At 73.4% G+C, this 16,454-nt stretch carries 13 protein-coding genes and 1 pseudogene; 9 read left to right on the forward strand and 5 right to left on the reverse strand.

Features of this window, described 5'->3' with window-relative positions:
• Nucleotides 1-838: 838 nt before the first annotated feature.
• From AB0F71_RS24395 to AB0F71_RS24405, 3 genes and pseudogenes are all read right to left on the reverse strand, one after another.
• A pseudogene (locus tag AB0F71_RS24395) lies at nt 839-1,864 on the reverse strand (sensor domain-containing diguanylate cyclase); the annotation flags it as partial.
• Nucleotides 1,865-2,238: 374 nt separating this feature from the next.
• The gene (locus AB0F71_RS24400; protein ID WP_360238000.1) at nt 2,239-3,360 is read right to left on the reverse strand and encodes an adenylate/guanylate cyclase domain-containing protein; all 1,122 of its coding nucleotides are present in this window, start codon (nt 3,358-3,360) and stop codon (nt 2,239-2,241) included.
• 173 nt (nt 3,361-3,533) lie between these two features.
• Nucleotides 3,534-4,427: a biotin--[acetyl-CoA-carboxylase] ligase gene (locus tag AB0F71_RS24405; RefSeq protein ID WP_360238002.1), complete on the reverse strand. Its 894-nt coding sequence runs from the start codon at nt 4,425-4,427 to the stop codon at nt 3,534-3,536.
• Between the two features lie 262 nt (nt 4,428-4,689).
• On the opposite strand from AB0F71_RS24405, the gene AB0F71_RS24410 reads away from it, so the two are divergent.
• The 6 genes from AB0F71_RS24410 to AB0F71_RS24435 all read left to right on the forward strand — a co-directional run bounded on the left by AB0F71_RS24410 (nt 4,690) and on the right by AB0F71_RS24435 (nt 10,296).
• Nucleotides 4,690-6,279 carry an acyl-CoA carboxylase subunit beta gene (locus AB0F71_RS24410; RefSeq protein ID WP_360238167.1) on the forward strand — a complete coding sequence of 530 codons (1,590 nt, stop codon included), beginning with the start codon at nt 4,690-4,692 and terminating at the stop codon, nt 6,277-6,279.
• Between the two features lie 29 nt (nt 6,280-6,308).
• Nucleotides 6,309-6,530 carry an acyl-CoA carboxylase epsilon subunit gene (locus tag AB0F71_RS24415; protein WP_360238004.1) on the forward strand — a complete coding sequence of 74 codons (222 nt, stop codon included), beginning with the start codon at nt 6,309-6,311 and terminating at the stop codon, nt 6,528-6,530.
• 131 nt (nt 6,531-6,661) lie between these two features.
• Nucleotides 6,662-6,802, forward strand: coding sequence for a hypothetical protein (locus AB0F71_RS24420; RefSeq protein WP_360238006.1), 141 nt, complete (start codon nt 6,662-6,664; stop codon nt 6,800-6,802).
• 47 nt (nt 6,803-6,849) lie between these two features.
• Nucleotides 6,850-7,452 (forward strand): nucleoside triphosphate pyrophosphatase, encoded by a 603-nt coding sequence (locus tag AB0F71_RS24425; protein WP_360238008.1) that lies wholly within the window; start codon nt 6,850-6,852, stop codon nt 7,450-7,452.
• 86 nt (nt 7,453-7,538) lie between these two features.
• Nucleotides 7,539-8,285, forward strand: a complete 747-nt coding sequence (locus AB0F71_RS24430) for a hypothetical protein (protein WP_360238010.1) — start codon at nt 7,539-7,541, stop codon at nt 8,283-8,285.
• Between the two features lie 235 nt (nt 8,286-8,520).
• The gene (locus tag AB0F71_RS24435) at nt 8,521-10,296 is read left to right on the forward strand and encodes a biotin carboxylase N-terminal domain-containing protein (protein ID WP_360238012.1); all 1,776 of its coding nucleotides are present in this window, start codon (nt 8,521-8,523) and stop codon (nt 10,294-10,296) included.
• Between the two features lie 85 nt (nt 10,297-10,381).
• Here the strand turns inward: AB0F71_RS24435 and AB0F71_RS24440 are convergent, their stop codons facing one another.
• Nucleotides 10,382-11,374, reverse strand: a complete 993-nt coding sequence (locus AB0F71_RS24440; protein ID WP_360238014.1) for a DeoR/GlpR family DNA-binding transcription regulator — start codon at nt 11,372-11,374, stop codon at nt 10,382-10,384.
• A gap of 199 nt (nt 11,375-11,573) precedes the next feature.
• Entirely contained in the window at nt 11,574-13,025 is a 1,452-nt protein-coding gene (locus AB0F71_RS24445) for an NAD(P)H-quinone dehydrogenase (RefSeq protein ID WP_360238016.1), read from the reverse strand.
• A gap of 97 nt (nt 13,026-13,122) precedes the next feature.
• Here AB0F71_RS24445 and AB0F71_RS24450 point away from each other — a divergent pair, with 97 nt between their 5' ends.
• The 3 genes from AB0F71_RS24450 to AB0F71_RS24460 all read left to right on the forward strand — a co-directional run bounded on the left by AB0F71_RS24450 (nt 13,123) and on the right by AB0F71_RS24460 (nt 16,416).
• Nucleotides 13,123-13,560: a gamma-glutamylcyclotransferase gene (locus AB0F71_RS24450; protein ID WP_350503464.1), complete on the forward strand. Its 438-nt coding sequence runs from the start codon at nt 13,123-13,125 to the stop codon at nt 13,558-13,560.
• A gap of 146 nt (nt 13,561-13,706) precedes the next feature.
• Nucleotides 13,707-14,528, forward strand: a complete 822-nt coding sequence (locus AB0F71_RS24455) for a purine-nucleoside phosphorylase (protein ID WP_360238019.1) — start codon at nt 13,707-13,709, stop codon at nt 14,526-14,528.
• Between the two features lie 163 nt (nt 14,529-14,691).
• Nucleotides 14,692-16,416 carry a phospho-sugar mutase gene (locus AB0F71_RS24460; RefSeq protein WP_360238021.1) on the forward strand — a complete coding sequence of 575 codons (1,725 nt, stop codon included), beginning with the start codon at nt 14,692-14,694 and terminating at the stop codon, nt 16,414-16,416.
• The last annotated feature ends 38 nt before the right edge of the window (nt 16,417-16,454 follow it).

Genomic DNA, 16,454 nt, shown 5'->3' on the forward strand with positions numbered 1-16,454 from the left:
CAACACCCCCCCATGAGGGTCGGCGGTCTGAAAATCATCCAGCCCCCGGAGCGCCCCCCCCCGGAACCGCCCCCGGACCAACCCACCCTCCCGAAAGCCCACCCCCCAACCAAAGCCCCGCGCAGCGGCCCCCACCGCATCAGCCCCCCGGCACCGACGCAGCTCCCCCCACCCCCACCGCCACCAAAGCCCTCAACGCACCAGCCACCTGCCCCAACGGCAACGTCGCATCATCCGCAAAGAGCTCCACCAACCACCCCCCCGCCGCATTCTGCCCACCCGCCGCGACCATCCCCCGGTACCCGGAGACCACGAGCATCGCCTCCTCCGCCGGGTCGTTCCCCGCCGCCCCCGCGCGGAGCGCGAACGCCCCGCCACGAACGGCCCGCCGCGTCATCGGGTAGTGCCGGAGGTCGAACACCGCGTCCGGCGCCTCGATCTGGGCCCGCTGGGTCTCGGCCCGGGTGCTGCTGGGCCCGCTGGTCATCCGGTAGACGGCGTGCTGGGCGGTGCGCATCAGCTGGGAGCCGGGCGGCACGTACGAGACCCACCAGCCGACCGCGTCGAGCAGCCGGGCGGAGGTCTCGGCGACGACGACCAGCTTGCCGAGGGTGTCGGCCGGGTGGACGGCCCGGGCGTCCGCGGCCTGGTCGAGGGCGGAGAGGACGGCGGTGAGCAGCTGCCCGGGGTCGGCGCTGTGGGCGGCGCCGCGGAACCGCCGCCGGTCGGCGGTGCCGGCCCGGCCGCCGGGCCCACGGCGTCCGTCGGCGCGGTGGTGGGGGTCGGCGGCGTCGGCGAGCAGCACGGTGGGGTCGGGCGAGAAGCCGGGTCGGTGGCTGCGTCCGGCGACGACGGGGTGGGCGGCGCGGGCGGCCTTGGCCCGGTACTGGGCGGCGTCGGCGAGCCGGAAGAGCCGGTCGGGGGTGGTGACCGGTCCGATGGAGTCCCCGGTGGAGGCGACACCGCAGGCGACCCCCTCGCCCTCGGCGAGGGCGAGGGCCCGGGCGCAGAGCTCCTCGGCGACGGCGACCACTTCGTCGGCCTTCTGTCCTTCGGCGAGCAGGCAGAACTCGTCCCCGCCGAGCCGGGCGGCCAGGCTGCCGGGCAGTTTGGCGGCGGCCAGCGAGAGCTGGTGGGCGAAGCGTTCCAGCAGCCGGTCGCCCATCTCGTGGCCGAGCTGGTCGTTGACCCGTTTGAGCCCGTTGACGTCGCAGACCACCAGCGAGACCACGGTGTTGTCCCGGTTGTGGGCCTCCAGCGCGCTCTCCAGCCGGGCGTCGACGGCCCGCCGGTTGGCGAGGCCGGTGAGCGGGTCCGAGAAGGCGAGTCTGCGCAGGTCGGCGAGGCGTTCGGTCTGGGCGAGGCCGGCCGAGATCTGGGCGGCGAGCAGGGTCGCGTAGTCGGCGTCGGCTTCGGTGAAGACCGGCAGGCCGACGGACCGGGCGAGGTAGAGCTCGCCCCAGGCCTGCCCGTGCAGCACGATCGGCGCGACCACGCAGCAGGCCCGGCCGCGCCGGCGCAGCGCTGCGGCGCGCTCCTGGCAGTACGCGCCGGCGGTCGGGTGGGCGTGCCCGGCGTGCGGCGCGTCGTTCTCGGCGGTCTGCAGCCAGGCGCGGGGCAGCCGCCCGGTGGTCCAGCGTTCCTCCAGGTAGGTGACGATCTCCGGGAAGTCCGCGACCGGGTAGGACTCGTCCTGCGGCAGCTCCTCCTCGCCGGGGGCGAGCTCGCCGTGGTTGACCAGCACCCGGAGGCGGCCGGACTCGCGGTCCCAGACCGAGACGGCGGCCATGGTGGCGCCGAGCGCCTCGGTGGCCCGGGCGGCGGCGGCCCGGACGGCCTCCAGCGGGGTGAGCGCCCCGGCCATGTCCTGGGCGAGTTCGACCACCGACTGGAGCCGCAGGTCGGGCAGCGGGTCGGCGCGGTGCGGGCCCTCGCAGCCGCGGTCCGTCATGGTCGCCTCACCGCTCACCGGCTCGCCTCGCTCCCTGTGCTCGGTCCTACCGGACCCCCACCGGTCGGCCGCACCCCTTGGCCGCTTGCACCAAGACTATGGCGATTTCGTTCGGTTATGCCCCGTTTGCCCGGATGAACCCGCAACGGACCGTACGACCTTCAACCGTTCGGCCACCCGGATCACCCCCAGCCGGCCCCACCGAACGCCCCGACCAGCCAGACCCGACCAGCCCGCTCCCACCAGTCAGACCAGTCCAGCCGTTCCGACCGGTCCGGCTACTCCGCCTACTCCGCCTTCATCCGCCGCGACAGCAGCCAAGGCTCCACCAGCCCCAGCCCCCGCACCGGCCGCCGCCACATCGGCTGGAGGTGGAACCGCGCCCCGGTGTCCGGCCCCGGCACCGGCAGCCCGGAGGCGGGCATCCCGGCCGCCACCGACAGCGCCTCGGCCAGGCCCGGCCCCTCCGAGTCGGCGGCGGCGACGCTGCCGTTCTGCTCCAGGGCGGCGGCGAACTCGCCGTCGATCAGCACCGCGTCCTTGGGGGCGATCGAGGTGAGCCGGCTGGCCAGGTTCACGGTGGTGCCGAAGACGTCTCCCATCCGCTGGGTGACCGTCCCGAAAGCCATGCCGACCCGCAGCGCCGGGATGGTTTCGTCCTCGGCGAGAGCGTCGATCAGGCTGAGCGCGATCTCGGCGGCGGTGGCCGGGTCCTCGGAGACGTAGAGGATCTCGTCGCCCAGGGTCTTGATCACCCGGCCGCCCTGCCCGGCGATCAGGTCGGAGCAGGTGTTCTCGAAGGTCTCGACCAGCTCGCCGAGTTCCTCCTCCTCCAGCCGCCGGGACAGCCGGGTGAAGCCGACCAGGTCCGCGAAGCCCACCGCGAGCCGGCCGCTGGTGATCTCGTGGTCCTCGGCGGCCTGGACGACCCGGCCGGTGACGGCGGCCAGCTGGCGCCGCCAGACGTACACCAGGAACTGCTCCAGCTCCGGCAGCAGCAGTTCGACCAGTGGGTACGCGACGTCGGCGCGGGTGAGTCCGGGCTCGACGGCCTGGGTGAGGTTCTCCAGGAAGGTGTCCATCTGCCAGCCGGCCAGCCGGGCCGTGGTCTGGCCGGTGGAGCGGGCCACCTGGATCGCCATCGACTCGCTGAGCAACCCGGACTCGACCAGTCCGGCCAGCCGCCGCAGCGCGATCACGTCACCGTCGGTGAGCGCCCGGGACTGGCCGATGTCGGGGAAGCCCATGGCCCGCCAGAAGCGGGTGGCCAGCTCCATCGGGACGTCGGCGGCACGCGCGGCCTGGTACGGGGTGTAGCGGCGTGGTGCGTCCAGGATCAGGCGTTCCAGTTCGAGCGCGACCGTGGGGTCGTGACTGCCCGCCGTCCCGCCGTTGCCGTCCTCTGCCACCGGTCCGTCCCCGTGCGGTCGCCGCACTTGCCTCGTGTCCTACCTGTCCGGGCGCACCGCCCGCCACCCGGGCGGGCAGTGGCGCGCCTCACACCGCTGCCAGGTGGAATGTTCGCACGGAATCGCGTGATCCGGGGCATCCGCCCGAGTCAAGGAGAGGTGAAGACTGCCGTTCAGCGCGGCTCGGGGCGGACGTGGACCACGTCCCCCGCGCCGACCGCCCGGCGTGCGCCGTCCGCGGTGCGGACCACCAGGCGGCCGTCGCCGTCGATCGCGACCGCCTCGCCGACCAGCTCGCGGTCGCCCGGCAGGTGCACCTTGACCGGCCGGCCGAGGGTGCTGCAGCGGTCCGCGTACGCACGCAGCAGGTCGCTGGCGTGCGGGTCCCCCGCGGCGGCCGTCCACTCCCGGTAGAGCCCGGCGAACTCGCGCAGCAGGGCGCGCAGCAGGACGGACCGGTCGGTGGTCGAGGCCCCGGCCAGCGCGAGCGAGGCGGCGGTGGGGACGGGCAGTTCGGCGGTGCGCAGCGAGACGTTGAGGCCGATCCCGACCACCACCGCGCCGCCGCTCAGCTCGGTGAGGATGCCGCCGAGCTTGCGCTCCGCGCCGTCGATCTCCACCTGGAGGTCGTTGGGCCACTTCAGCCCGACCTCGACCCCGGCCACCCGGTCGAGGGTGCTGGCGGCGGCCACCCCGACCAGGATCGGCAGCCAGCCGTACCGCTCGACCGGCACCTCCTCCGGGCGCAGCAGGAAGGACAGGAACAGTCCGGAGCGGGCCGGGGCGGTCCACTGCCGGTCCAGCCGCCCGCGCGCGGCGCTCTGCGCCTCGGCGACCAGCACCGCGCCCTGCGGGGAGCCGGCGCGGGCCCGCTCGGCGAGGTCGCTGTTGGTCGAGCCGGTCTCGGTGACGACGTCCAGCGAGGTCCAGAGCCCGCCCGGGACGACCAGGTCGCGGCGCAGCGCCTCCTGGTCCAGCGGCGGCCGGTCCAGGTCGGTCCAGGGGGACGGTCCGGTGCGGCCGAAGCCGCGCAGTCCGCTGCGGCGGGGGGTCTCGGGTGCGGTCATGGTGGCCACCCTAGGGCCCGTCCTCAAGCTCCCGCCCGCGGCAGGACCGGCCACAGAGGCGCAGTCCGCCCCATCGTCCCGCAGAACACCCGTTGACACACTGTGTCGATGGCCATAACGCCAGGACGTGCCGCATCGCCCTGCGCGCTGGTTACGCTACGCAGCGGTAGTTCGCAGCGCCGCCCTGCCCTCGTGCGCGAGCCCCCGATCCCGGCCCGCGCGATCGAACAGGTCGCGGCCCATGATCAGGGAGAGCCACCGGATGACCGAGGCGCCGTACGACCCCCACACCACCGCCGGGAAGCTGGCCGACCTGCGGCGCAGGCTGGACGAGGCGGTGCACTCCGGCTCGTCCAAGGCCGTGGAGAAGCAGCACGCCAAGGGCAAGCAGACGGCCCGGGAGCGGGTCCTGGAGCTGCTCGACGAGGACTCCTTCGTCGAGTTCGACGAGTTCGCCCGGCACCGCTCGACCAACTTCGGCCAGGAGAAGAACCGCCCGTACGGCGACGGCGTGGTGACCGGCTACGGCACCGTCGACGGCCGCCAGGTCGCCGTCTTCGCCCAGGACTTCACCGTCTTCGGCGGTTCGCTCGGCGAGGTCTTCGGTGAGAAGATCGTCAAGGTGATGGACTTCGCGCTGAAGACCGGCTGCCCGGTCATCGGCATCAACGACTCCGGCGGCGCCCGGATCCAGGAGGGCGTGGTCTCGCTCGGCCTGTACGGCGAGATCTTCCGCCGCAACGTGCACGCCTCCGGCGTCATCCCGCAGATCTCGCTGATCATGGGCCCCTGCGCGGGCGGCGCGGTCTACTCCCCCGCGATCACCGACTTCGTGGTGATGGCGGACCGGACCTCGCACATGTTCATCACCGGCCCGGACGTGATCAAGACGGTGACCGGCGAGGACGTCGGCATGGAGGAGCTGGGCGGCGCCCGCACCCACAACACCAAGTCCGGCAACGCCCACTACCTGGCCTCGGACGAGAAGGAGGCGATCGAGTACGTCAAGAACCTGCTGTCGTACCTGCCCTCCAACAACCTGAGCGACCCGCCGTCCTACCCGGAGCAGGCCGACCTCTCGGTCACCGACGAGGACCTCGAACTCGACGCCATCGTCCCGGACTCGGCGAACCAGCCGTACGACATGCACAAGGTGATCGAGCACGTCGTCGACGACGGCGAGTTCCTGGAGACCCAGCCGCTGTACGCGGGCAACATCATCACCGGCTTCGGCCGGGTCGAGGGCCACCCGGTCGGCATCGTCGGCAACCAGCCGATGGACCTGGCCGGCTGCCTGGACATCAACGCCAGCGAGAAGGCCGCGCGGTTCATCCGCACCTGCGACTCCTTCAACATCCCGGTGCTGACCTTCGTGGACGTGCCCGGCTTCCTGCCCGGCACCGAGCAGGAGTGGGACGGCATCATCCGCCGCGGCGCCAAGCTGATCTACGCCTACGCCGAGGCGACCGTCCCGCTGATCACCGTGATCACCCGCAAGGCCTTCGGCGGCGCGTACGACGTCATGGGCTCGAAGCACCTGGGCGCCGACCTCAACCTGGCCTGGCCGACCGCGCAGATCGCGGTGATGGGCGCCCAGGGCGCGGTCAACATCCTGCACCGCCGGGAGATCGCCGAGGCCGAGGCGGCCGGCACCGTCGAGGAGAAGCGGGCCGAGCTGATCGCCTCGTACGAGGACACCCTGCTGAACCCGTACCTGGCCGCCGAGCGCGGCTACGTCGACGCGGTGATCGCCCCGAGCGAGACCCGCCGGCACATCGTCCGGGGCCTGCGGGCGCTGCGCGGCAAGCGCGAGGTCCTGCCGCCCAAGAAGCACGGCAACATCCCCCTGTAGGCACCACCCCTCTCGGGAGAGAACCAGCCATGTCCCCGATCCACGTGCTGCACGGGCAGCCGACCCCCGAGGAGCTCGCCACCGTCCTGGCGGTGGTCCAGGCCCGGGCCGCCGCCGCGCAGGCCGCCGCCGAGGCGGCGCGCCTGGCCGGTGTCGGCCCGGCCTCCCCCTGGAACGACCGCTCCCGGCTGCTCCGCCCCGCCGTCCGCCCGGGCGTCAACGCCTGGCGGACCTCGGGCTGGGCGCACTGAGCCGACCGCTCGGAGCGGGAGGCCGGCCGGCCCGGCTTCCCGCTCCACGGCCCGCCCGGCCGCCCGCTCCGCCGGAAACCTGAGTACGGATACTCAGGCGGCCGGGCCCACCCGCACCGCACTCTGGACGGGTGCTCTGGTCAGACCCCGAGGACGAGCCCTCGCCCGAGGCCCGTCGCATGCAGGAGCGGATGCAGCGGGCCGGCAAGGTGCTCGCCGCGATCGTGCTGGTGGGTGCCGTACTGATCATGGTCAGCCGGTACTTCACCTGAGTCGTTCACCGGAACGGCTCAACCACCCACCCCCTACCCTGGTGGGCATGACCGACCAGCGCTCCCTCGTCCTCGCTTCCGCCTCCCCCGCCCGCCTCGGGCTGCTGCGCCAGGCGGGGCTCGACCCGCGCGTGGTGGTCAGCGGCGTCGACGAGGACGCGATCACCGCCGCCACCCCCGGCGAGCTCGCCCTCGTCCTGGCCGAGGCCAAGGCGAAGGCGGTCGCCGCCGAACTGACCGACGGCGAGCTGGTGATCGGCTGCGACTCCGTCCTGGAACTGGACGGCCTGGCCCTCGGCAAGCCGGCCGACGCCACCGAGGCGCTGGCCCGCTGGCAGTCCATGCGCGGCCGCGCCGGGGTGCTGCGCACCGGGCACTGCGTGATCGACACCGCGACCGGCCGGCAGTCCTCGGCGACCGCCTCCACCACCGTCCGCTTCGGCACCCCGGACGACGCCGAGGTGGCCGCCTACGTCGCCTCCGGCGAACCGCTGCACGTGGCCGGGGCGTTCACCCTCGACGGCCGCTCGGCGCCGTTCGTCGACGGCATCGACGGCGACCCGGGCAACGTCATCGGCCTGTCCCTGCCGCTGCTGCGCCGGCTGCTCGCCGACCTGGACGTCCGCATCACCGATCTGTGGACCAACTGACCAGCTGCTCCGTCCGGTTGTACCTCTAGGGCGTGTCAGACACGCCCTAAGCTGACCGGCGTTCGAACGGGGAGGGAACGCGGGCGATGAACGACAACGTGCTCAACGTGGTGCTCGGCCTGGTGGCCAGCGCCATCAGCGCCGGGATCGGCTGGCTGGCCCAGACCCTGCGGCGGCGCCGGAAGGTCGAGCGGGTACGGGAGTTCTTCGGGCTCCCGGCCGGCAGCGAGTGCCTGATCGTGGTGCCCCGCAGCATCGGGACGGGCTCGCACGCCACCACCGTGACCCGCCGGGACGCCTACGCCCTGATGTGGCTGGCCGGGCTGGTCGAGGAGTGCGGCGCCCGGCCCGAACTGGTCGCCCACGACGCCGCGCACCGCGGCCTGGGCGCCAAGACCGAGCTGTGCCTGGGCGGTCCGGTCAGCAACGAGCGGATGGCCGCCCACCTGGCCTGGGGCCTGCCGGGCGTGGGGGTCACCTCCGGCCCGGACCCGGGCAGCAACGTGATCGCGGTCGGCGACCGGGAGTTCACCGTCGAGCCCGACCGGACCCACGTCCTGCTGGCCCGGATCGCCACCCCGGAGGGCGGCCGCCCGGTGTTCCTGGTCTCCGGCCAGACCGGCACGGCCAACCAGGCGGGCGTGCGCTACCTGGTCGCGCACCACCGCGAACTGGCCCGCGAGCACGGCCGGAACGGCACCTTCGCCCTCGTCCTGCGGGTGGTCAACCCGGAGGCGTACGGGCCGGACATGGTCGAGCCGGTCGCCGACGTGACGGCCGAGGCGGTGCGCCGCCCGACCGCCGCGGCACCGGCCGGAAGCACCGCGGCATGAGCGGGGCGCGGAAGGTGTGTCCCATCCCACCGACCCGCCACGCCGCCCCACGGTCACCCACCGTCGACCACCCCCGCCCGAGCGCACCGGCCACGACCTGCGCAGTCGTTCCCAACCCCGTCCCGGCGGCGGGGAATCCCATCACCGAGCGTGTGGGATAGTTCACAACCCGGGGCTACTCGCCGGTACCGCCCAGGAATCCATAAACTCATCGAGGTTCAAGAAGGGAGCCACAGTGCGCAAGGTGCTCATCGCCAACCGCGGGGAAATCGCCGTCCGCGTCGCCAGGGCCTGCTCGGACGCCGGTATCGCCAGCGTCGCCGTCTACGCCGAGCCGGACCGGGATGCGCTGCACGTCCGCGCGGCCGACGAGGCTTACGCGCTGGGCGGTGACACCCCCGGCACCAGTTACCTGGACATCGCCAAGGTCCTCAAGGCCGCCGAGGACTCCGGCGCGGACGCCGTCCACCCCGGCTACGGGTTCCTGTCGGAGAACGCCGACTTCGCCCAGGCCGTCATCGACGCGGGCCTGACCTGGATCGGCCCGCCGCCGCAGGCCATCCGCGACCTCGGTGACAAGGTCACCGCCCGTCACGTCGCCCAGCGCGCCGGCGCCCCGCTGGTGGCCGGCACCCCGGACCCGGTCTCGGGCGCCGACGAGGTCGTCGACTTCGCCCGGGAGCACGGCCTGCCGGTCGCCATCAAGGCGGCCTTCGGCGGCGGCGGCCGCGGCCTCAAGGTCGCCCGCACCCTGGAGGAGATCCCGGAGCTGTACGAGTCCGCGGTGCGCGAGGCGGTCGCCGCCTTCGGTCGCGGCGAGTGCTTCGTGGAGCGCTACCTGGACAACCCGCGGCACGTGGAGACCCAGTGCCTCGCGGACAAGCACGGCAACGTGGTGGTCGTCTCCACCCGTGACTGCTCGCTGCAGCGCCGGCACCAGAAGCTGGTCGAGGAGGCGCCCGCGCCGTTCCTGACCGAGGCCCAGAACGCCGAGCTGTACCGCGCCTCCAAGGCCATCCTCAAGGAGGCCGGCTACGAGGGCGCCGGGACCTGCGAGTTCCTGGTCGCGCTGGACGGCACGATCTCCTTCCTGGAGGTCAACACCCGTCTGCAGGTGGAGCACCCGGTCACCGAGGAGGTCACCGGGATCGACCTGGTCCGCGAGATGTTCCGGATCGCCGACGGCGAGGAGCTCGGCTACGGCGACCCGGAGGTGCGCGGCCACTCCTTCGAGTTCCGCATCAACGGCGAGGACCCGGGCCGCAACTTCCTGCCCGCGCCCGGCACCGTGACGCTGTTCGCCCCGCCGTCCGGCCCGGGCGTGCGCCTGGACTCCGGCGTGGAGTCCGGCTCGGTCATCGGCCCGGCCTGGGACTCGCTGCTGGCCAAGCTGATCGTCTCCGGCCGCGACCGCAAGCAGGCCCTGGAGCGAGCCCGGCGCGCGCTGAGCGAGTTCAGGGTCGAGGGCATGGCCACCGCCATCCCGTTCCACCAGGCGGTCGTCACCGACCCGGCGTTCGCGCCGGAGGTGAACGGCGGCGAGGGCCCGTTCACGATCTACACCCGCTGGATCGAGACCGAGTTCGAGAACACCATCCCGGCCTTCACCGGCGGTGCCGGCGAGGGCGAGGAGGCGGAGACCCGGGAGACCGTGGTCGTCGAGGTCGGCGGCAAGCGGATCGAGGTCTCGCTGCCGTCCTCGCTGGGCGTCGCGGCGGCCCCGGCCGCCGGTGCGACCGGCGCCGCCAAGGCCAAGCGCCGGGTGGGCGCCAAGAAGGCCGGCTCGGCCGTCAGCGGTGACACCCTGGCCTCGCCGATGCAGGGCACCATCGTCAAGGTCGCCGTCGAGGAGGGCCAGGTCGTCGCCGAGGGCGAGCTGATCGTGGTCCTGGAGGCGATGAAGATGGAGCAGCCGCTGAACGCCCACAAGGCGGGCACCGTGGTCGGCCTCAAGGCCGAGGTCGGCGCGAGCGTCAGCAGCGGCGCCGCGCTCTGCGAGATCAAGGACTGACGACCGGTTCGTCAATCTTCGACCGGTCCGTACTCCCTTCGGGGGTGCGGACCGGTCGCGTTTGCCGCGCCGCCGTGAGCCGGGCTCAGCGCCCGCGCGGCAGGCCCATCTCGGCCAGCCGGACCGGCATCCCGCCGGGGCCGACCGGGCCGCCGCCGTGCGCCCCGGGGCGGCGCTGGCCGGGCAGCGGGGCGCCGCCGGGCGGGCCGGGACGGCGGCCCAGCGGGCCCGGCTGGGTCTGGTGCACCGGGCCGCTGCCGGTGCCGTGCACCGGGGCGTCGCCGCTCGGCGCGGCCCCGAGCGGCGCCAGGTCGATCTGCACCCCGCAGTCGGCGAGCGCGTCCAGTTCGCGGGCGCAGGCGTCGTCCGCGGTGGCCTGCTCGTCGGTGACCAGCCGGGTGATGGTCTCGGTGGCGACGGTCTGGAACATGCCGGCCGCGCCGAGCTTGGTGTGGTCGGCGAGGACGATGACCTCGGCGGCCGCCAGCACCATGGCCCGGTCCACGCTCGCGGACAGCATGTTCGCGGTCGACAGCCCCCGCTCGGCGGTCAGCCCGCTGCCGGAGATGAAGGCCTTGGTGACCCTCAGCCCCTGCAACGACTGCTCGGCGCCGCTGCCCACCAGGGCGTAGTTGGAGCCGCGGAGGGTACCGCCGGTCATCACCACCTCGACCCGGTTGGCGTGCGCCAGCGCCTGGGCGACCAGCAGCGAGTTGGTGACCACCGTCAGCCCGGGCACCCGGGCCAGCCGGCGGGCCAGCTCCTGGGTGGTGGTGCCGGCGCCGACCACCACCGCGTCGCCCTCCTCCACCAGTCCGGCGGCGGCGTCCGCGATGGCGCTCTTCTCCGCCGCGGACAGATGGGTCTTCTGCGGGTAGCCGGGTTCGCGGCTGAAGCCGCCGGGGAGCACCGCGCCGCCGTGCCGGCGGTCGAGGAGCCCTTCTGCCTCCAGCGCCCGCACGTCACGACGCACGGTCACTTCGGAGGTCTGGACGACGCGGGCCAACTCCCGGAGCGAGACCGCTCCGTTGGCGCGCACCATTTCGAGGATCAACTGGCGACGTTCTGCTGCAAACACAGAACCGACGGTAACCTGCGTGACCGTCTGCTTTCAGGCGTTTGCAGCTGGTAGCGGGAATTGCTCACGCAAGAGCGGCGCGTGACCGTACAATACGCGCCGTCAACACCCCGGAACTGCGCCCGCCGTCCGGGTGACGATCATGCCCGCGCGAAGGGCGGCCGCCGACCGGCAGCCGCCCCAACTGTGCGCCTTGAGCTCAGGATTCGCCGCCGGCCCGCTTCCGGACGTGCAGCTGCCGGGCGGCCTCGGCGGTCGAGCCGGAGACCGACGGGTAGACGGTGAAGGCGCTGGCCACCTGTTCGACCGTCAGATTGGCGTCCACCGCGAGCGCGATCGGGTGGATCAGTTCGCTGGCCCGCGGGGCGACCACGACGCCGCCGACCACGATGCCGGTGCCCGGGCGGCAGAACAGCTTCACGAAGCCGTCCCGGATGCCCTGCATCTTCGCCCGCGGGTTGCCGCGCAGCGGCAGCTTGACCACGACGGCGTCCATCTTGCCGCACTCCACGTCGGCGGCGGTGTAGCCGACGGTGGCGATCTCCGGGTCGGTGAAGACGTTGGAGGCCACGGTCTTGAGGTTCAGCGGCTGCACCGCGTCGCCCAGCGCGTGGTACATCGCGATCCGGCCCTGCATGGCCGCCACCGAGGCGAGCATGAAGACGCCGGTGCAGTCACCGGCCGCGTACACGCCCGGGGCGCTGGTGCGGGAGACCCGGTCGACCTGGATCTGGCCCCAGTCGTTGAGCTTGACCCCGGCCTCCTCCAGGCCCATCTCGGCGGTGTTGGGGATCGAGCCGACCGCCATCAGGCAGTGGGTGCCCTCGATCACCCGGCCGTCGGCGAGGGTGACCTCAACCCGGTCGCCGATGCGCTTGGCGCTCTCGGCCCGCGAACGGCCCATCACGTTCATGCCGCGGCGGCGGAAGACGTCCTCCAGCACCTCGGCGGCGTCCGGGTCCTCGCCCGGCAGCACCCGGTCGCGGCTGGAGACCAGGGTGACCTTGGAGCCGAGCGCCTGGTACGCGCCGGCGAACTCGGCACCGGTCACACCGGAACCGACCACGATCAGCTCGCGGGGCAGCTCCTCCAGGTCGTACACCTGGGTCCAGGTGAGGATCCGCTCGCCGTCCGGCTGGGCGTCCGGCAGCTCGCGCGGGTGGGCGCCGGTGGCGATCAGCACCGCGTCGGCGCGCAGCGACTGCACGCTGCCGTCGGGGGTGTCCACCAGCACCTCGCGGGAGCCGTCCACGGCCTGCCCGCCGGCGCCGAGCCGGCCGCGCCCGCGCAGCACGGTGACCCCGGCGCGGGTGACGGACTGGGTGATGTCGTGGGACTGCGCGATCGCCAGGCGCTTCACCCGGCGGTTGACCTTGCCCAGGTCCACGCCGATGACCTTGGACTCCCGCTCCTCGGCGGTGCCCTGGTCGACGGTGATGCCCAGCTCCTCGTACGAGCTGTCGAAGGTGGTCATCACCTCCGCGGTCGCGATCAGCGTCTTCGACGGCACGCAGTCCGTGAGCACCGCCGATCCGCCCAGACCGTCGCGGTCGACGACGGTCACCTCCGCGCCGAGCTGAGAGGCCACCAGGGCCGCCTCGTAGCCGCCGGGTCCGCCACCGATGATCACGATCCGAGTCACGTACCCCATTGTCCCGCACGCCGGGAGCGGCGCCACAACTGGGTCCGGGCTCGATCTCCTCGTCCACTCGCCCCGCCCCGTGGGCCGACCGGGCTACGCTGCACCCATGCCCCTTTACGCCGCGTATGCCACCAACCTCGATGCCCGGCAGATGACCCGCCGAGCCCCGCACTCCCCGCTCCGCGGCACGGGGTGGCTGGACGGCTGGCGGCTCACCTTCGGCGGCGAGCAGCTCGGCTGGGAGGGCTCGCTGGCCACCGTCGTGGAGGACGAGAAGGACCAGGTCTTCGTCTCCCTCTACGACATCGCGCCGATGGACGAGGAGGGCCTGGACCGCTGGGAGGGCGTCCAGCTCGGCATCTACCGCAAGATCAAGCTGCGGGCGCAGACCCTGGACGGCGACATCCCGGTCTGGACGTACGTGCTCAACGACTACGAGGGCGGCCTGCCCGCGGCCCGCTACCTCGGCCTGATCGCCGACGCCGCGGAGAGCGCCGGGGCCCCGCACGACTACGTGATGGAGCTGCGCCGGCGGCCGTGCTGACCGCCGGTCCGCTTTCCGTACGAATCGACGAACCCGGTCGCCCGGAAGCGCCACCGAGCTGTGTCTTCGGGTCAACCGGGTAACGATCCGACATGCCGGAGCGGAATTTCTACGCGCGTAGCCGAAAGCCGTCTATCCTCGGACCCGTGAACGCTTCTCCTCAGTCGGTCGTCTCCGCCGACCCCTACGCCGCCGCCCAGGCCGCCGCCGAGCGCCTGCGCGAGCTGACCGGTGCCGAGCGGCACGACGTCGCCCTGGTGATGGGCTCCGGCTGGGTGCCGGCCGCCGACGCCCTGGGCGAGACCGTGGCCGAGTTCCCGGTCACCGAGCTCCCGGGCTTCCCCGCCCCCGCCGTGGCCGGCCACGCCGGCAAGATCCGCTCGGTGAAGATCGGCGACAAGCGCGCCCTGATCTTCCTGGGCCGCAACCACTACTACGAGGGCCACGGCGTCGCCACCGTCGTCCACGGCGTGCGCACCGCCGCCGCGGCCGGCTGCGGGATCATCGTGCTGACCAACGGCTGTGGCGGTCTGCGCCAGGGCTGGACCCCGGGTCAGCCGGTCCTGATCAGCGACCACATCAACCTGACCGCGGACTCCCCGATCGTCGGCGCCAACTTCGTCGACCTCACCGACCTGTACTCCAAGCGCCTGCGCGCGCTGTGCCGCGAGGTCGACCCGAGCCTGGACGAGGCCGTCTACGTCCAGTTCCGCGGCCCGCACTACGAGACCCCGGCCGAGGTCAACATGGCCCGGGTGATCGGCGGCGAGCTGGTCGGCATGTCCACCACCCTGGAGGCCATCGCCGCCCGCGAGGCCGGCTCCGAGGTCCTCGGCATCTCCCTGGTCACCAACCTGGCCGCCGGCATCACCGGCGAGCCGCTCAACCACGAAGAGGTCCTGGAGGCCGGCAAGGCCTCGGCCGAGCGCATGGGCGAGCTGCTGGCGAAGGTCCTGGAGCGGATCTGACGCCTGCCGGGCGCAGAATCATGAACGACGGGGCCCACGGGCGGCGTGATCCGCTGATCACGCCATCCCGGGGGCCCCGTCCGCATGTGCACACCTCTTCTCCCCTTTGCGTGGAACCCTCCGGCCGTCACCCGACGCACTTCCCGATGGAGCAGGCAAGAACATGACGCAGGCACTCAACCCCGATCTCCTCGCCCGGGCCCGCACCTGGCTGGCCGAGGACCCCGACCCGCAGACCCGCGAGGAGCTCGCCGCCCTGCTCGCCCGGGCCGAGGGCGCGGAGGCCCAGGAGGACAACACCCGCGCCTGGTCCGAGCTCGCCGAGCGCTTCTCCGACCGCCTCCAGTTCGGCACCGCCGGCCTGCGCGGCGAGCTCGGCGCCGGCCCGATGCGGATGAACCGCGCCGTGGTGATCCGGGCCGCCGCCGGCCTGGTCGCGTACGTGAAGCAGCAGGGCCTCGGCGACCTCGTGGTGATCGGCTACGACGCCCGGTACAAGTCGTACGACTTCGCCCGGGACACCGCCGCCGTGGTGGTCGCCGCCGGTCTGCGCGCCGCGCTGCTGCCGCGCCCGCTGCCGACCCCGGTGCTCGCCTTCGCCGTCCGCCACCTGGGCGCGGCCGCCGGCGTGACCGTCACCGCCAGCCACAACCCGCCGCAGGACAACGGCTACAAGGTCTACCTGGGCGACGGCTCGCAGATCGTCCCGCCGGCCGACGCCGGGATCGCCGCCGAGATCGACGCGATCGGCTCGCTGGACGACGTCCCGCGCGCCGAGGAGGGCTGGGAGGTGCTCGGCGAGGACGTCGTCGAGGCCTACCTGACCCGGGCCGTCTCGATCGTCGACGAGCACAGTCCGCGCGAGCTGGACGTGGTCTACACCCCGATGCACGGCGTCGGCCGCGACACCCTGGTCGCCGCCTTCCGCCGGGCCGGCTTCCCCGCGCCGACCGTGGTCGCCGAGCAGGCCGAGCCCGACCCGGACTTCCCGACCGTGGCCTTCCCCAACCCGGAGGAGCCGGGGGCGATGGACCTCGCCTTCCGCACCGCCGCCGCGGTCGGCCCGGACATCGTGATCGCCAACGACCCGGACGCCGACCGCTGCGCGGTGGCCGTCCCGGTCAACGGCAACGCCGTGGGCAGCGGCAACGGCACCTCCGGCTGGCGGATGCTGCGCGGCGACGAGGTCGGCGCGCTGCTGGGCTCCGCGCTGGTCGCGAAGAAGGCCGAGGGCACCTTCGCCACCACCATCGTCTCCGCCACCCTGCTCGGCCGGATCGCCGAGGCCGCCGGCCTGGGCTACGCCGAGACGCTGACCGGCTTCAAGTGGATCTCCCGCGCCGAGGGCCTGCGCTACGGCTACGAGGAGGCGCTCGGCTACTGCGTCGACCCGGAGGGCGTCCGGGACAAGGACGGCATCACCGCCGCCCTGCTGGTCGCCGAGCTGGCCGCGACGCTCAAGAAGTCCGGCCGCACGCTGACCGACCTGCTGGACGACCTGGCGCTGGAGCACGGCCTGCACGCCACCGACCAGCTGTCCGTCCGGGTGCAGGACCTCTCGCTGATCGCCGACGCCATGCGCCGGCTGCGCGAGCAGCCGCCGACCGTCCTGGCCGGGCTGACCGTCACCCGCGCCGACGACCTCTCGGCGGGCTCGGCCGAACTGCCGCCCACCGACGGCCTGCGCTACTACCTGGCCGGCGAGACCGTGCGCTCGGCCCGGATCGTGGTCCGCCCGTCGGGCACCGAGCCCAAGCTCAAGTGCTACCTGGAGGTCGTCCTCCCGGTCGGCAGCGCGGCCGACCTGGCCGCCGCCCGGGAGCGGGCCGCCGGGCTGCTCGCCGACATCAAGCGGGACCTCGGCGCGGCCGCCGGCATCTCCGCCTGACCCCACCGCACGCGTGCCTCCCCACCCCCTCGGGGGCG

The organism is Kitasatospora sp. NPDC028055 (genome assembly GCF_040637885.1).
GTDB lineage: Bacteria > Actinomycetota > Actinomycetes > Streptomycetales > Streptomycetaceae > Kitasatospora.